This window comes from Nocardioides sp. LHD-245, assembly GCF_030929495.1.
GTDB lineage: Bacteria > Actinomycetota > Actinomycetes > Propionibacteriales > Nocardioidaceae > Nocardioides.
The window spans coordinates 85,259-98,894 of record NZ_JAVFWN010000014.1 but is presented as its reverse complement, the minus strand read 5'-3'; the positions used below and the strand labels follow the sequence as shown (position 1 = coordinate 98,894).

The 13,636-nt window shown below is 73.5% G+C and carries 18 protein-coding genes; 7 read left to right on the top strand and 11 right to left on the bottom strand.

From position 1 onward, the window contains the following. Positions 1–28: 28 nt before the first annotated feature. The 4 genes from RB608_RS20425 to RB608_RS20410 all read right to left on the bottom strand — a co-directional run bounded on the left by RB608_RS20425 (position 29) and on the right by RB608_RS20410 (position 2,395). A complete protein-coding gene (locus RB608_RS20425; protein WP_308089894.1) occupies positions 29–511 on the bottom strand; it encodes a hypothetical protein in 483 nt (160 codons plus the stop codon). A 169-nt stretch (positions 512–680) separates the two neighbouring features. Beyond that, positions 681–1,250 (bottom strand): dihydrofolate reductase family protein, encoded by a 570-nt coding sequence (locus RB608_RS20420; RefSeq protein WP_308089893.1) that lies wholly within the window; start codon positions 1,248–1,250, stop codon positions 681–683. A 51-nt stretch (positions 1,251–1,301) separates the two neighbouring features. Further along, a complete protein-coding gene (locus RB608_RS20415; RefSeq protein WP_282399580.1) occupies positions 1,302–1,763 on the bottom strand; it encodes a hypothetical protein in 462 nt (153 codons plus the stop codon). Between the two features lie 62 nt (positions 1,764–1,825). Further along, on the bottom strand, positions 1,826–2,395 hold the full coding sequence (locus RB608_RS20410; protein WP_308089892.1) for a TlpA disulfide reductase family protein: 570 nt from the start codon (positions 2,393–2,395) through the stop codon (positions 1,826–1,828). Between the two features lie 98 nt (positions 2,396–2,493). On the opposite strand from RB608_RS20410, the gene RB608_RS20405 reads away from it, so the two are divergent. Both RB608_RS20405 and RB608_RS20400 read left to right on the top strand, forming a co-directional pair. Continuing rightward, positions 2,494–3,039 (top strand): sigma-70 family RNA polymerase sigma factor, encoded by a 546-nt coding sequence (locus tag RB608_RS20405; protein WP_282399578.1) that lies wholly within the window; start codon positions 2,494–2,496, stop codon positions 3,037–3,039. Continuing rightward, positions 3,036–3,788, top strand: coding sequence for a hypothetical protein (locus RB608_RS20400; protein WP_308089891.1), 753 nt, complete (start codon positions 3,036–3,038; stop codon positions 3,786–3,788). Before RB608_RS20405 ends, RB608_RS20400 begins: the two co-directional genes overlap by 4 nt. A gap of 138 nt (positions 3,789–3,926) precedes the next feature. On the opposite strand, the gene RB608_RS20395 is transcribed toward RB608_RS20400, so the two are convergent. Together RB608_RS20395 and RB608_RS20390 are read right to left on the bottom strand one after the other, a co-directional pair. Beyond that, positions 3,927–4,676 (bottom strand): SDR family oxidoreductase, encoded by a 750-nt coding sequence (locus tag RB608_RS20395; RefSeq protein WP_308089890.1) that lies wholly within the window; start codon positions 4,674–4,676, stop codon positions 3,927–3,929. Between the two features lie 20 nt (positions 4,677–4,696). Further along, complete coding sequence (locus RB608_RS20390; RefSeq protein ID WP_308089889.1) at positions 4,697–5,158, bottom strand: VOC family protein; 462 nt, start codon at positions 5,156–5,158, stop codon at positions 4,697–4,699. Between the two features lie 134 nt (positions 5,159–5,292). Between RB608_RS20390 and helR the strand changes: the two genes are divergently transcribed. Continuing rightward, positions 5,293–7,455 carry an RNA polymerase recycling motor ATPase HelR gene (gene helR, locus RB608_RS20385; RefSeq protein ID WP_308089888.1) on the top strand — a complete coding sequence of 721 codons (2,163 nt, stop codon included), beginning with the start codon at positions 5,293–5,295 and terminating at the stop codon, positions 7,453–7,455. Here helR and RB608_RS20380 read toward each other — a convergent pair. The 3 genes from RB608_RS20380 to RB608_RS20370 are packed head-to-tail and all read right to left on the bottom strand — an operon-like array spanning position 7,448 to position 8,853. Continuing rightward, complete coding sequence (locus RB608_RS20380; protein ID WP_308089887.1) at positions 7,448–7,912, bottom strand: pyridoxamine 5'-phosphate oxidase family protein; 465 nt, start codon at positions 7,910–7,912, stop codon at positions 7,448–7,450. The two genes, helR and RB608_RS20380, sit on opposite strands and share 8 nt — an antisense overlap. Before the next feature lie 27 nt (positions 7,913–7,939). Next, the gene (locus tag RB608_RS20375) at positions 7,940–8,350 is read right to left on the bottom strand and encodes a VOC family protein (RefSeq protein ID WP_308089886.1); all 411 of its coding nucleotides are present in this window, start codon (positions 8,348–8,350) and stop codon (positions 7,940–7,942) included. Positions 8,351–8,355: 5 nt separating this feature from the next. Next, a complete protein-coding gene (locus RB608_RS20370; RefSeq protein WP_308089885.1) occupies positions 8,356–8,853 on the bottom strand; it encodes a helix-turn-helix transcriptional regulator in 498 nt (165 codons plus the stop codon). 66 nt (positions 8,854–8,919) lie between these two features. Between RB608_RS20370 and RB608_RS20365 the strand changes: the two genes are divergently transcribed. From RB608_RS20365 to RB608_RS20355, 3 genes are read left to right on the top strand one after another with little or no spacing between them, the layout of a single operon-like run. Continuing rightward, positions 8,920–9,741, top strand: a complete 822-nt coding sequence (locus tag RB608_RS20365; RefSeq protein ID WP_308089884.1) for an alpha/beta fold hydrolase — start codon at positions 8,920–8,922, stop codon at positions 9,739–9,741. Next, positions 9,738–10,136 (top strand): hypothetical protein, encoded by a 399-nt coding sequence (locus RB608_RS20360; protein ID WP_308089883.1) that lies wholly within the window; start codon positions 9,738–9,740, stop codon positions 10,134–10,136. The genes RB608_RS20365 and RB608_RS20360 overlap by 4 nt, the downstream gene beginning before the upstream one ends. Further along, positions 10,133–11,752 carry an FAD-binding oxidoreductase gene (locus RB608_RS20355; protein ID WP_308089882.1) on the top strand — a complete coding sequence of 540 codons (1,620 nt, stop codon included), beginning with the start codon at positions 10,133–10,135 and terminating at the stop codon, positions 11,750–11,752. Before RB608_RS20360 ends, RB608_RS20355 begins: the two co-directional genes overlap by 4 nt. Here RB608_RS20355 and RB608_RS20350 read toward each other — a convergent pair. Further along, the gene (locus RB608_RS20350) at positions 11,739–12,578 is read right to left on the bottom strand and encodes an SDR family oxidoreductase (protein ID WP_308089881.1); all 840 of its coding nucleotides are present in this window, start codon (positions 12,576–12,578) and stop codon (positions 11,739–11,741) included. The genes RB608_RS20355 and RB608_RS20350 overlap by 14 nt on opposite strands. A gap of 122 nt (positions 12,579–12,700) precedes the next feature. On the opposite strand from RB608_RS20350, the gene RB608_RS20345 reads away from it, so the two are divergent. Further along, positions 12,701–12,847 carry a hypothetical protein gene (locus tag RB608_RS20345; RefSeq protein ID WP_308089880.1) on the top strand — a complete coding sequence of 49 codons (147 nt, stop codon included), beginning with the start codon at positions 12,701–12,703 and terminating at the stop codon, positions 12,845–12,847. Here RB608_RS20345 and RB608_RS20340 read toward each other — a convergent pair. Next, positions 12,832–13,635: a maleylpyruvate isomerase N-terminal domain-containing protein gene (locus RB608_RS20340; RefSeq protein WP_308089879.1), complete on the bottom strand. Its 804-nt coding sequence runs from the start codon at positions 13,633–13,635 to the stop codon at positions 12,832–12,834. The two genes, RB608_RS20345 and RB608_RS20340, sit on opposite strands and share 16 nt — an antisense overlap. Between the last annotated feature and the right edge of the window lies 1 nt (position 13,636).

Sequence of the window (13,636 nt, the reverse complement as noted above, 5' to 3'; positions counted from 1 at the left end):
CTGGAGGCGCTCTCCGCGCGGGCATCGCTCAGCAGCGAACCTCAGACTGCTCGGTCATCACCCATTGTCCGCCGGACGGGACCATGTCGACCGTGCCGCACTTCCCGCTACTGACGTACTCGACCCACAGCTCGGCGTGGCTCGGACCCTGTTCCCTGGTGTCCACGACGACCTCGGCGTCCGTCCCGGCGGCCTTGAACAGTGCGGCGCTCAGCTCGGTGAGCTCCTCGCAGCTCGACACGCTGGCCAGGCCGCTGGTCGCCAGCTCGGCGATCATCTTCTCGACCAGGCCGGACGTCAGGTAGGTGCAGGCCAGGGCGGCGTCAGGCTTCCGGCTCGCGACCAGCCAGGCACGAAAGCTCTCCTCCGGACTCTGGGTGGCCCCGGACCGATCCGTCGTGGGCTCTGCAGAGGACTCCGTCGAGGGCGATGCTGTGGCGTCCGGGTCCGGGCCGCCATCGGCGCCGTCGCCGTCCTGGGTGTCGCCACAGGCGGCAGTGCCGACCAGCATGAAGACCGCCAGGGCTGCCTGTGTAGGGCGGCTCGTAGGTTGTGACACCCGGAACCTGGACTGTTGACGAAGGCGCACCATGCCGGCTGACGCTATCGAACGCGCCCGATCGGGCGACGCGTCAGGGGGACGGTGCGATGATCGAGGTCCTCGACCAGGTGAGCCACTTTCAAAGAGCGTGCCGCCGCCGGTACCTGGTCAGGACCACGCCGTTGGAGAACACCCGGGTCTCGACCAGGTCGAGGTGCACCCGGTCGTCCAGGACCGTGAAGAACGGCGTGCCGCCGCCGACCAGGACCGGCGCGGTGGCGAGCACGTACTCGTCGATCAGTCCGGCCCGCATGGCCGTCGCGGCCAGCGTGGCGCCGGCGATGTCCATCGGGCCGCCGTCCTCGGCCTTGAGCCGGGTGATCTCGGCGACCGCGTCGCCGGTGACCAGACGGCTGTTCCAGTCCACCGTACGGGTCGTCGAGGAGAACACCGCCTTGGGCATGGCGCGCCAGCGACGGGCGTACTCGCGCTCCGCCTCGGTGGCGTCGGGCTGTTGGTCGGCTGTCGGCCAGTGCGAGCTCATCGTGTCCCAGAGCCTGCGCCCGTACAGCGCCAGACTCGTCGCGGCGACCCGATCGGACCACCACTGGAACAGCTCGTCACTCGGTACGCTCCAACCGAGATCGTCGCCGGGTGCGGCGACGTAGCCGTCCAGACTCACGTTCATGGCGAAGGTCAGCTTCCGCACGGTGTGCTCCTTCCTGGGGTCACCCGAGAGGACCGGCCGGGCGCCGCGAACTCATCGGTCGTGCTCCCCTGCTGTCGCCGCCGGCCACGGCGGCTCGAACCGGCGGACGTAGTCACGGGCCCGGGGGCGCGGGTCGTCGTGGTACTGGTGCGGCATCCGGTGGCGGTGCTGTCGGCAGAAGGTCGCCAGGTCGGTGGTGATCTCGACGCGCTCGATCGCGTGGCCGGCGAAGTCCTGGTTCACGCCGACGAGGGCGTCCGCCGGGTGCCAGCCGCTGTGGTCGAACGCCCAGGCGCCCCAGGTCGCGAAGGCGTGGAACACCTGCTCGGCGCCGGTGGCGCGCAGCGCCGCGATGCCGATCGGCTCGCTCGGGTGCAGCTCGCGACAGGTCCACGCCAGGATGTGGCACGCCCCCGAGGCGAAGAACGCGCGGTCCGGTCGTGACCAGGAGAGCCAGGGGCTCGCCCGCTGGGCCCGGGTGCGTCGGTAGGCCCCGGCGGCGTGAAGGTCCACGAGGTCGGACTGTACGGCGTGCGCGGCTCTCCCCCGGCTCAGCCACATCGCCGGCGCTCGGCTCAGCGACCCGGCGCTCCCCCGGCCACGCGCGCGTCGACGTCGCGCACCAGCTCGTCGTAGCTGTCGAAGTCGCCGATGTGGGCCCACCGGATCCGGCCGTCGACGACCAGCACGGTCGACGGCACGCCGTTGAAGGGGACGACGTCGGCCAGTGCCTCCGCAAGGTGGCCGTCCCGGTCGCGGAAGTTCGGGTACGACACCCCGAACTCGTCGAGAGCGGCGCGGGCACTGTCGTCGTCGAGGTCCCGGGAGACCCCGACGACCGGGACCCGGCCCGTGCCGGCCAGGCGCTGGAGCATCGGCATCTCGTCGCGGCAGGGACCGCAGGTGGACGCCCAGAAGTTCACCAGCACGGTGCCGCTGGCGGGCAGGTCGTCCGGGGAGGAGTCGACAGGGGTCACGCTCGGCAGCTGCGGCCACGGGACGCCGTCGACCTCGCGCCAGCCCAGCAGGTCGCTCGCGCCCGGCCGGTCGGCGGGGTCTCCGGCGCCGCGCTCCGCCCGGAGCCACCCGGCTCCGCCGGCGAGGATCGCGAGCAGCGCGATCGTCATGACGAGAGGGCGCCGCACTCGGCCATCGTACGTACCCGGCCTGCTCTGCCCGCGCCGGGAGCGGAACCGGCGCGTGGTGCCGGTAACACCGGGAGGGAGCCGGACACTACTAGGACATGAGCACCTCCGATGACGCCGAGTTCAGCGAGGCGTGGCGCCGCGACGGCCCACGCGTCGCGGCCTACGTACGCCGCCACGTGCCGCCCGACGACGTTCAGGACGTCGTCGCCGAGACCTTCGTGCAGGCCTGGCGCCGTTGGGACGACGTGCCGCGCCCGCCGATCGCCTGGCTGATCGCGGCGGCCCGCAGGGTCGTCGGCAACAGCCGGCGCTCCACCCGCCGGCGCACGGCGCTGCACGACCGATTGCGGCTGCTCGACGCCGCGGCGCGCACCGGTGAGGATGCCGGCCTGCTCGCGACCGATCGGATGGCCGCCCTCGAGGCGCTCGCGGCGCTGCCCGACGACCAGCGCGAGGCGCTGCTGCTGGTCGCGTGGGACGGCCTGACGCCCGACGCCGCGGCCGATGTCCTCGGAATCCGGCCGGGCACCTTCCGGGTCCGCGCCCACCGCGCTCGCGCCGCCCTGCATGACCTCACGTCCCCGGCGGAGCCACGCACCGCCCGCCCGCACCGACCCCTGACCGAAGGTGGCCTCCGATGACCGACCCGATCACTGCCCTCGCCCCCGCTCCCCTCCCCCTCGATCCGGACTGGTCCGAGGCGGCGCTCGCCCGGATCCTCGCCGAGGACCGGGACCCCCTCGTCACCTCCACCGACGCCCGGGTACGGCGCCGCCGCGCCCGCCGTCGTACCGCCATCGGGCTGGGCCTGGCGTTCTCGACCGTGGGCGCCGCCACGGCCGTCGCGATCGGTGGTCCGACCGAGGTCGTGTCCAGCGTGATCGAGGACTTCGCCCACCAGCCGAACACGACCGGCAACGGCCTCGGGAAGCTCGACGAGCCCGCGCTGGTCGCGCAGTTCGACACCGGCCACGGCGTGTTCGCCTTCTGGGTGGCGACCTCCTCGACCGGGAAGGTCTGCTACGCGATGAGCGACGGCGTCTGGGACGGCACCGGCACGCCGACGAAGCAGGAACTCGAGTACGGCTGCGGCGGAACGATCTGGGCCGGGGACGACGTCCCGCCCCAGGAGCTGACCTCCCCTGAGCAGTTCGGCGGCTACTTCACCGACAGCGAGCCGATCCTGTACGGCATCTCGCCGTGGCCGAGCGCCACCCAGGTGCGGGTCCGGGCGCCCGGAGTCGACCGGATGCTGCCCGTGCGGCCGGACTCGCACGGGTACGGCACCGCGCTGCCCGAGGCGGTCGGAGTGCCGCAGGTGACGCTGAGCTTCCTCGACGCCCGCGGCCGGGTCCTCGGCGAGAAGGTCTGGGTCGCCCCCGTCGGATAGCCGACAGACCGGCAGTGCGTACGTGAGGGCGACCCGGTGGGTGCCGTCGTCGTCGATCGTCAGGGACCCGTGCCCCGTGATCCCGGCGAGGCTACCGAGCGGCGCCGACCGGCGGCTTGAAGGAAACCGACACGCCCCTCACCGGCCGCCCGCCACGTCGAGCACCGCACCGGTCGTGTACGACGACGCGTCGTCCAGCAGCCAGCAGATGGCCGCGGCTGCCTCGGCGGTGGTGCCGGGGCGGCCCATCGGCACCGCCGGCGCGAGCCGGGCGAGCCGGGTCGGCTCGCCGTTGCGAGCGTGGATCTCGGTGTCGATGAGTCCGAGGCGCACACTGTTGACCCGGATCCCCTGCTCGGCGGTCTCGACGGCCAGCCCGCGGGTGACGGCGTCGAGGGCCGCCTTCGACGCGGCGTAGTCGACATACTCGCCGGGCGCGCCGAGCACGGCAGCGCGGGAGGACACGTTGACCACGGCGCCGCCCGCTCCCCCTCGATCGGTCGACATCCGGAGCACTGCCTCCCGGGAGCAGAGCAGCGAGCCGAGCACGTTGACCTCGAGGACCCGCCGGATCCGGTCGGCACGGAGCTCGGCGACGGTGGCGGTCGGCGCCACGATCCCGGCGTTGTTGACCAGACCGCGCAGCGGGCCCGCGTCGTCGGGCAGGGCGGCGAAGGCGCTCTCGACGGCGGACTCGTCGCTCACGTCGAGCGCGATCGCGTCGGCCCATGCCCCGGATGCCCGGCAGTCCCCGACCACGACACGGGCGGCGGCGTCATCGGAGTGATAGGTCAGGAGCACGTTCCACGCCGAGCCCGCCAGCATCCGCGCCGTCGCCGCGCCGATCCCCCGGCTGCCGCCCGTCACCACCGCCAGACGTCGTTGCATGCCGCGACGCTACCGAGCCCTCAGTCGAGGCAGAACTCGTTGCCCTCCGGGTCGGCCAGCACCAGGTGCCCCGCGCCCATCGGCGGCGCGGGCTCGTGCCGGGCCAGCCGGGTCGCGCCGAGCGCCACGAGGCGGTCGCACTCGGCCTCGAGGGCGGCCATCCGCTCCTCCCCCGCCAGACCGGGCGCGGCCCGGACGTCGAGGTGCACGCGGTTCTTGACGGACTTGCTCTCGGGAACCTGCTGGAAGAACACGCGTGGCCCGGAGCCGTCGGGATCCTCGATCGCCGAGCGGGTGTTGCGCGCCGCCTCCGGCACCCCGATCCGCTCGAGGAACGAGTCCCATGCGGCGAGCGGGTCAGCGCCGGGAGCGAGCGGGACGCCGGGCGGCCCGGGGTGGACGTAGCCCAGGACGTCGCGCCAGAACGAGGACAGGGCGCGTGGGTCGTGACAGTCGAAGGTGATCTGGAGGTCGCGGCTCATACCTGACTTCTATCGGGCGGCACCGACACTCCTCGCCACTCCCAAGGTATAGCGCAGAGGGGGCCTTGCCGCAAGGCCCCCTGGAGCGGGCAGAATCCCGGTCTCCGACCGGCCCGACACGTCACGAAACCCGCATGGGAGCTGATGAATTGACCGACGCGACGACCCGCGCGTTCGACCTGCAGGACCACCCCGCCAAAGACACCCCCGCGCTCGTGGCCGATGACGAGGCCCACTTCGCGGCGATCGGTGCCAGCCTCGAGCGCACCGTGGCCGAGCTCGAGGAACGCCTCGCCGACGTACGCCGGCAGCCGGGCGGGACCGGGCAGGAGGCGATGGACCGCGACCTCGAGGTGCACCGGCTCAGCGGCCGACTCAAGGCGCTGCGCCGCTATCGCCTCGACCTGTGCCTGGGCCGGATGGTGGCGGCCGACGGCGAGACCGTCCACGTCGGTCGCTTCGGCCTGACCGACGCCGACGGTCGGCGGCTGCTCGTCGACTGGCGCTCCCCCGCCGCCGAGCCCTTCTTCGGCGCGACCCACGGCAACCCGATGGGCCTGGCCAGCCGGCGTCGCTACCGGTGGACCGACGGCAGGGTGAGCGACTACTGGGACGAGGTGTTCACCGCCGACGCACTGGACGCCGCCGCGGGCAACGCCGCCCTCGATGACCAGTCCGCCTTCGTCGCGAGCCTCGGCAACAGCCGCTCGGCGCGGATGCGCGACGTGCTCGCCACGATCCAGGCCGATCAGGATGCCATCGTCCGGGCCGGGTCCCGCGGGACGCTCGTGGTCGACGGCGGTCCCGGCACCGGCAAGACGGTGGTCGCGCTGCACCGCGCCGCCTACCTCCTGTACGCCGACCCGCGGCTCGGCGACGGGCGCGGGGGCGTGCTCTTCGTCGGCCCCCACCAGCCCTATCTCGCGTACGTCGGCGACGTGCTGCCGAGCCTCGGGGAGGAGGGCGTGCGCACCTGTACGGTCCACGACCTCGTCGCGGAGGGCCGGAGCGCCGTCGCGGAGAGCGACCCCGAGGCGGCCCGGCTCAAGGCCGACGTGAGGATGGTCGGCGCGATCGAGCCCGCGGTCCGGCTCTACGAGGAGCCGCCGACCGAGGGCATGGTGGTCGAGACGGATTGGTCGGAGGTGTGGCTCGGTGCGGGTGACTGGGCCGAGGCCTTCGGCGCTCCCGACCCGGGCACGCCGCACAACGAGGCGCGCGACCAGGTCTGGGAGGCGCTGCTCGACATCCTCGTCGACAAGCACGAGGCCGTCGACGCGTCGGAGGAGCAACTGCGTCGCTCCCTGCGCCGCAACGGCGAGCTCGCGGAGGCGCTCACCCGGGCCTGGCCGATGATCGAGCCCACCGACCTGGTGGGCGATCTGTGGGAGGTGCCCGCCTACCTGCGCCACTGCGCGCCCTGGCTCTCCCCCGATGAGGTCCGCGCGCTGCGGCGTACCGGGCCGCAGGCGTGGACCGTCGCGGACCTGCCACTCCTCGACCTGGCGCGGGCCCGGCTGGGCGACCCGGACGCCGCGCGGGCCCGGCGACGGCAGGAGGCCGAGGCGGCGGCGGAGCGGGAGGAGATGGATCGCGTCGTGGACCATCTGGTCGCCTCCGACGACTCCGACCTGATGATCATGTCGATGCTCCGCGGCGCCGACCTGCGCGGCGCGCTCGCCGGCGGCTCCGAGGTGTCGGCGGCCGATCCCGGTCGCTACGCCGGGCCGTTCGCGCACGTCGTGGTCGACGAGGCCCAGGAGCTCACCGACGCGGAGTGGCAGATGCTGCTGCGCCGCTGCCCGTCGCGCAGCTTCACCGTGGTGGGCGACCGTGCCCAGGCCCGCCACGGCTTCGTCGAGACCTGGGCCGAGCGCCTGGAGCGGGTCGGCCTGCGCGACGTCGAGCTGGCCTCGCTCACTGTCAACTACCGCACCCCCGCCGAGGTGATGGCCGCCGCCGCGCCCGTGGTCCGGGAGGTCCTGCCCGACGCCAACGTGCCCACGTCGATCCGGAGCACCGGCGTGCCCGTCCAATACGACGACCGCGCGCGCCTCGCCACGATCGTCGCGGAATGGCTGGCTGAGCATGACGAGGGCGTCGCCGCCGTCATCGGCGACCCGGGCTTCGCCGCCACCGCACGGGTCCGGTCGCTGAGCCCCGCGCACGCCAAGGGCCTGGAGTTCGACCTGGTCGTGCTCGTGGCGCCGGACCGCTTCGGCACCGGGATCGAGGGCGCCGTCGACCGCTACGTCGCGATGACCCGGGCCACCCAGCGCCTGGTGGTGCTCAGCTGAGCCAGGTGCCCGCGCGCAGGATCGTGCGGCCGGCGATCTCGTTGGACTCCCGCCAGGCCTGGATCCGCTCGGGCCGGAGCACGAGGAACACATAGCCCGCCAGACCGCGCGGGTCCCAGTCGGCCTGGCCGGCGTAGGCCGCCCCCAGCGCCGGGTCCTCGTCGACGGGCACCGACCGGTCGAGGACGACGTCGACCATGACGACATCGCGGGTCGGGCCGACCCCCAGGCGCGCCACGCCCGAGGCGATCAGGTTGCGTGCCGTGATCGAGCCGCCCTCCACCGCGATCACGACCCGCTCCCCCACCCAGGCGAGGGACACCGGCACGAGATGGGGTACGCCGGCGGCGGACGCCGTCGCGACCCAGACATCGATCTCCGGCGTGGCCAGCAGCGCCCGGGCGTCGGCCTGCCGGGTGGCGCGGTCGCGGGCGGGGGGCGGGTCGTACACGGGCACGGCAGCAGCCTAGGGGCGTCGGCGCACTCAGCCCGCCTGGTTGATGCGGACGTGGTTGCCGGCCGGGTCGCGGAACGCGCAGTCGCGCACGCCGTACGGCTGGTCGATCGGCTCCTGGATGACCTCGGCGCCGGTGGCCTGGATCCGCTCGAAGGTGCTGTCGAGGTCGGGGGTGCTGAGGACGAGGGTGGCGTAGGTGCCCTTCGCCATCATCTCGGCGATGACCTTCTTCTCGTCCTCGGTGATGCCCGGGTCCGCGGCGGGCGGGCAGAGCACGACGGACGGGGTCTGCCGGCCCTTCGGCGCCACGGTGAGCCACCGCATGTCGCCGTACCCGACGTCATTGAGGAGCTCGAAGCCGAGCACGTCGCGGTAGAAGGCGAGCGAGGCCTCCGGATCGGTCTGCGGGAGGAAGCTGTGCTGAATGCTGATGTCCATGTCGCTCACGCTAACGGCGCCTCGAACCGCGGTGCTTCTCGATTCCTGACCGATGCCGGCGCGTCCGGGCTGGTCTGCGCGCCGCCGCGCCGCACCGGCCGGGTGACCTTCTTAGTCACGCACGACGGCGGCTCGGCCGCGCCCTCCTCGGGCTCCGGGGCGTCGTCGCGGTAGGCGCTCGGTGGCACGCCGACCAGCTCGGTGAACCGGGTGCTGAACGTGCCGAGCGACGAGAAGCCGACCTCGAAGCAGATGTCGGTGACGCTCAGGTCGCCGCGACGCAGCAGGGCCATCGCCCGCTCGATCCGCCGCGTCATCAGGTAGGAGTACGGCGGCTCGCCGTAGGCCTTCTTGAACTCGCGGCTCAGATGCCCGGCCGACATGTGCACGTCGCGCGCCAGCGCCTCGACGTCGAGCGGGCGGGCGTACTCGCGGTCGATCCGGTCACGCACCCGGCGCAGCAGCGTGAGGGTGCGCAAGCGTTCAGGATCGAGGGTGCTCACGCCCCCATCATGTACTCCGCATCATGTTCTCCGCCGGCGGCCCGGGGTGTGAGTAGGGTCGCGGGCATGGCCCGCCGGATCGAGCTGTCCGCACCCCTCGGCGTCCGCTGGGAGCCCGACGACGCTCTCGGCGTGGGCGCCCTGGTGCTCGGCGGCTCGAGCGGCCGCGTCGACGAGCAGCGGGCCCGGCTGCTCGCGGAGCAGGGTGTGCTCGCCGAGTCCATCCAGTGGTTCGGTGGCCCCGAGCAGCACGACGGACCGTGGGAGATCCCGCTCGAGACCTTCGCCGCCCGCGCCGAGGCGCTCGCCACCGACTGCGACCGGGTGGTCCTCGTCGGGCTCTCCTTCGGTGCCGAGGCCGCGCTCGCCACGGCCTCGCTCACCGAGGCGCCGGTCGACGGGGTCGCCGCGTTCGCGCCAAGTGACATCGTGTGGGCGGGTGTCGCCGGCGACGGGAGGCAGACGTCCCATTGGACGCTCGACGGGGCGCCGGTGCCGTTCGTGCGGTTCGTTCCGTGGAAGCCGCGCACCGACCCACCCGCGTACCGCGACCTCTATGTACGCTCCCGGGCCGCCGCTCCCGAGGAGGTCGCCGCCGCCAGCCTCCCGGTCGAGCGGATCCCGGACGTGTTGCTCGTGGCCGGCGACGACGACCAGGTGTGGCCGTCCCGGGAGCAGGCCGAGGAGATCGTGCTCCGGCGGGCCCGGCACGGGTGTGCCACCGCGCTCGTCGCCGATCCGGAGGCCGGCCACCGCGTCGTGCTGCCGGGCGAGGCCGTCGTCGAGGCGGGTCAGCGGATGCGCCGCGGGGGCACGGAGGACGCGAACCGCCGGCTCGGGACCGCCGCCTGGCCCGCCCTGCTCGACCTCGTAGGGTCGCGCGCATGAGCGCCCAGCCCCCTCCGCCCCCGCCCGGGTACCTCCGCGTCAATGTCCAGGGCAACCGGATGCTCACCATGATCACGCCGAGTGTGCAGGTCAACGGCTATCCGGTCGCGGCCCGGTTCGGGCCGAACGTCATCACGATGCCGCCGGGTGTCCACACGGTCTCCGCCCACGCCCAGTGGATGTGGCGCTACGGGCACGCGAGTCAGCAGGTCCAGCTGGCGCCCGGACAGACCGTCGACGTCTACTACGCCGCCCCCGTGCTCACCTTCGTCGGCGGTGCGATGGGGTTCACCAAGCAGCGGGCGCCCGGCATGCTCGCCTTCGTGCTCCTGCTCGTCGTGCTCCTGCTGATCGTCGTGGGCCTGCCGCTGGCCGTGATCCTGGCCTCGGCGTGAGCGACGCCCCGAGGACGGCACGCACCCGGTCCTGGTGGGGCTGGGGAACGGAGGCGGGCCGGCTCACCGCGGCCGAGACCGCCGACCTGGTGACCCGGGTGGCCGGGCTGCTGCCGGACCACGACCTGACCGACCACGCTCCCCCCGACCCGCGCGCGCTCGGCGTACCGGAGCCCCGGGTCGCGCCGCCCGCCTCCCTGGCCGGGCTCTGCTCGACCGACCCGGTCGACCGGCTGGCCCACGCCCGCGGCAAGGCGTTCCGCGACGTCGTGCGGAACCTGCAGGGCGACACCGCGCACGTGCCGGACCTCGTCGTCCGGCCGCGCACCGAGCAGGACGTCGTCGACGTGCTCGACTGGTGTACGTCGAGCGGTACGCCCGTGGTGCCGTACGGCGGCGGCAGCTCGGTCGTCGGCGGCGTCGAGCCGCGCTTCGAGGGGCCTGCGGTCACCCTCGATATGGCACGGCTCGACCGCGTGCTCGAGGTGGACCCGGTGAGCCGCGCCGCCCGGGTCCAGGCGGGCGCCTACGGTCCGGCGCTGGAGGATCAGCTACGTCCGCACGGCCTGACCCTGCGCCACTTCCCGCAGTCCTTCGAGTTCTCCACGCTCGGCGGCTGGCTCGCGACCCGCGCCGGTGGCCACTTCGCGACACTCGCCACGCACATCGACGACCTCACCGAGTCGATGCGGGTGGTCTCCCCCGCGGGCGTGGGCGAGTCGCGCCGGCTGCCCGGATCCGGAGCCGGGCCCTCGCCCGACCGGATGTTCCTCGGTTCGGAGGGTGCGCTCGGCGTGATCACCGAGGCGTGGATGCGACTCCAGCAGCGCCCGGCCTGGCAGCGGACCGCGACCACCACCTTCGCGTCGTACGATGCCGCCGTGGCCGCGAGCCGGGCGATCGCCCAGGCCGGCCTCTACCCGGCCAACTGCCGCCTGCTCGATCCCGCGGAGGCGATGATCAACGCCGGCACGGCGGTCGGCGGCGGGCTGCTCATCATCGCCTTCGAGTCCGCCGATCACCCGGTCGACGCGTGGCTGGACCGGGCACTCGAGCTGGTGACGGACCACGGCGGCGAGGTGCTCGCGACTCGCGACCGCTCCGCCGGCGATCCGGGCCACGGCGACGACGACGCCTCACGGGCCTGGCGCTCGGCCTTCATCCGGATGCCCTACCAGCGCGACGAGCTGGCCCGTCGCTCGATGATCGTCGAGACCTTCGAGACCGCGTGCACCTGGGACGCCTTCCCCACCTTCCACGCGGCCGTCACCGCCGCGGCGCAGGAGGCGATCGCGAAGGTCTGTGGCGGCCAGGGGGTGGTGACCTGCCGGTTCACCCACGTCTACCCCGACGGCCCCGCTCCCTACTACGGCGTCTACGCCGGCGGCCGCTGGGGCAGCACCCGGGCGCAGTGGGACGAGATCAAGGCCGCCGTCTCGGCCGCGATCGTCGACCACGACGGCACGATCACCCATCACCACGCGGTCGGGCGCGACCACCGCCCCGGGTACGACGCGCAGCGCCCCGAGCCCTTCGCCGCTGCCCTGCGGGCGGCGAAGGCGGCCCTGGACCCGGCCGGCATCCTCAATCCGGGCGTGCTCGTCAGCCCGCGCTGACCCAGCCCACGCTGCGCTCCCACAGCTCGGCGGCCAGCTCGTCGGTGACCACGCGCGACGGCTGCTTCTCCCGCCGGTCGTCGTAGTAGCGCCCGCTCTGGTGCGCGATCTCGGGCGAGGTCGCGCAGTACAGCGACGTCCGGGCTCCCTCCGCCGGTGACTTCATGAACAGCTTCATGAGGTGGCGCATCCCGAACGGCACCTCGCGCCACACGTCCGACGCGATCGCCCCCGGGTGCAGCGAGTACGTCGTCACGCCCGTGCCCTCCAGTCGCCGGCCGAGCTCACGCGCGTGGAGCACGTTGGCGAGCTTCGAGACGCAGTACTCGTCGAAGGCGGTGCGGGTGACCGAGGGCCGCCGGACCGCGTCCCAGTCGATGCCCGGCGCCCGGTAGTGGCCGGTGCTCGCGACGATGACGATTCGCCCGGGGCCGGTCGCGGCGAGGTGGTCGCGGAGCAGCTCGGTGAGCAGGAACGGCCCCACGTGGTTGGTGCCGAAGGCCAGCTCGAAACCGCTGGCACTCATCCCCCGCCTGCCGGCCAGGCCGGCGTTGTTGACCAGCACGTCGAGTCGCTCGCCGGAGTCGAGGAAGGTGGCCGCGGCGGCCCGTACGGAGCCCAGGTCACCGAGGTCGAGCGGCAGGAAGTCGAGGTCGGCGTTGCCCGTCTCGGCCGCGATCTCGCGGATCGCCGCGCGGGTCCGCTCCTCGGAGCGCCCGGCGAGCACGACTCGGGCGCCACGGCCGGCGAGGCCGCGCACGGTCTCCTTGCCGATGCCCGTGTTGGCCCCGGTCACCAGGAAGGTCATGCCGTCGAGATCGCCCATGGGGCCGATCCTCTCGCCCGTCGGTGTGCGGCGTCGTCCTCCCCCGGTCGGAAAGCCGTCCGGGACGGATGTGACTCGCATCACCCTTGGGATGTGACCTGCGTCATGCGAGGGTGGGATCCATGAGTCTTCTCGCCCTCGTGATCGTGCTGGCGGTCGTGTTGCTGTTCGTCCTGGGCATCGCGGCGCTGTTCGGCGTCGTCCTGGTCGCCGGTCGGTCGAGCCGGCGCGCGCAGGTGCGCGGGACCGGCCCTCAGTCGATCGCCTGACCCAGCACCGCGCCCACATGGGCGCGGACGCCCGCGTCGCCGGTGATCGTCAACCGCTCCTCGTCGCCGCGATGCCACAGCCAGGCGTCGAGGTCGCCCGCCGTGCCGGCGACGACGAGATCGGCGGGCACCCCCGGGTCGGCGACGACGTGCTGGTCGGGCTCGCCGCTGCGCTCGGTGCCCTCTGGCGTGGTGCCCGAGAAGGTGCCGACCTGGACCCACACCGACGTGCCGGTGTCGCTGGCACGGAACTCGGCGTACTGCTCGCGGGGCTCGAACCGGCCCCACGGCGGCAGACCGCCGTACATCACGTCGAGGATCTCGTCGATCCCGTCGGTGGCCAGCGCGGGTGGCAGGGCCGTGACCCGGTCGGCCGTCAGCTCCGCGTCGAGGCGGTGGATGAGGGCCTCGTGGGCCTGGCGCCGGGCCAGGTGGCCGACGTTCTGGTGGTCGGGCAGGCCCGACCAGAACCACGCGGCGTCGGCGGGGTCGGCGGAGCCGAGCGCGTCGACGAAGGCGGCGTGGGTGGCGCGGAAGACGGCCAGCAGCTCGTCGTACGTCGACGGGCGGGTGGGCTCGACATAGCCCTCGGGTGCCGCGGGTCGGTGCCGGACGACGTGCTCCCAGGAGTGCTGGACCTCGGTGAGGTGCCACAGCAGGTCGGCCGCGTCCCAGTCGGGGCACGACGGGACGCGGGCATCGGGCCGGCAGCCCTCGAGTACCGAGACGAACCGGGCCGACTCGGCGCGGATGTGGTCGAGATGGGCGGTGTGGTCGAGACGGGTCATG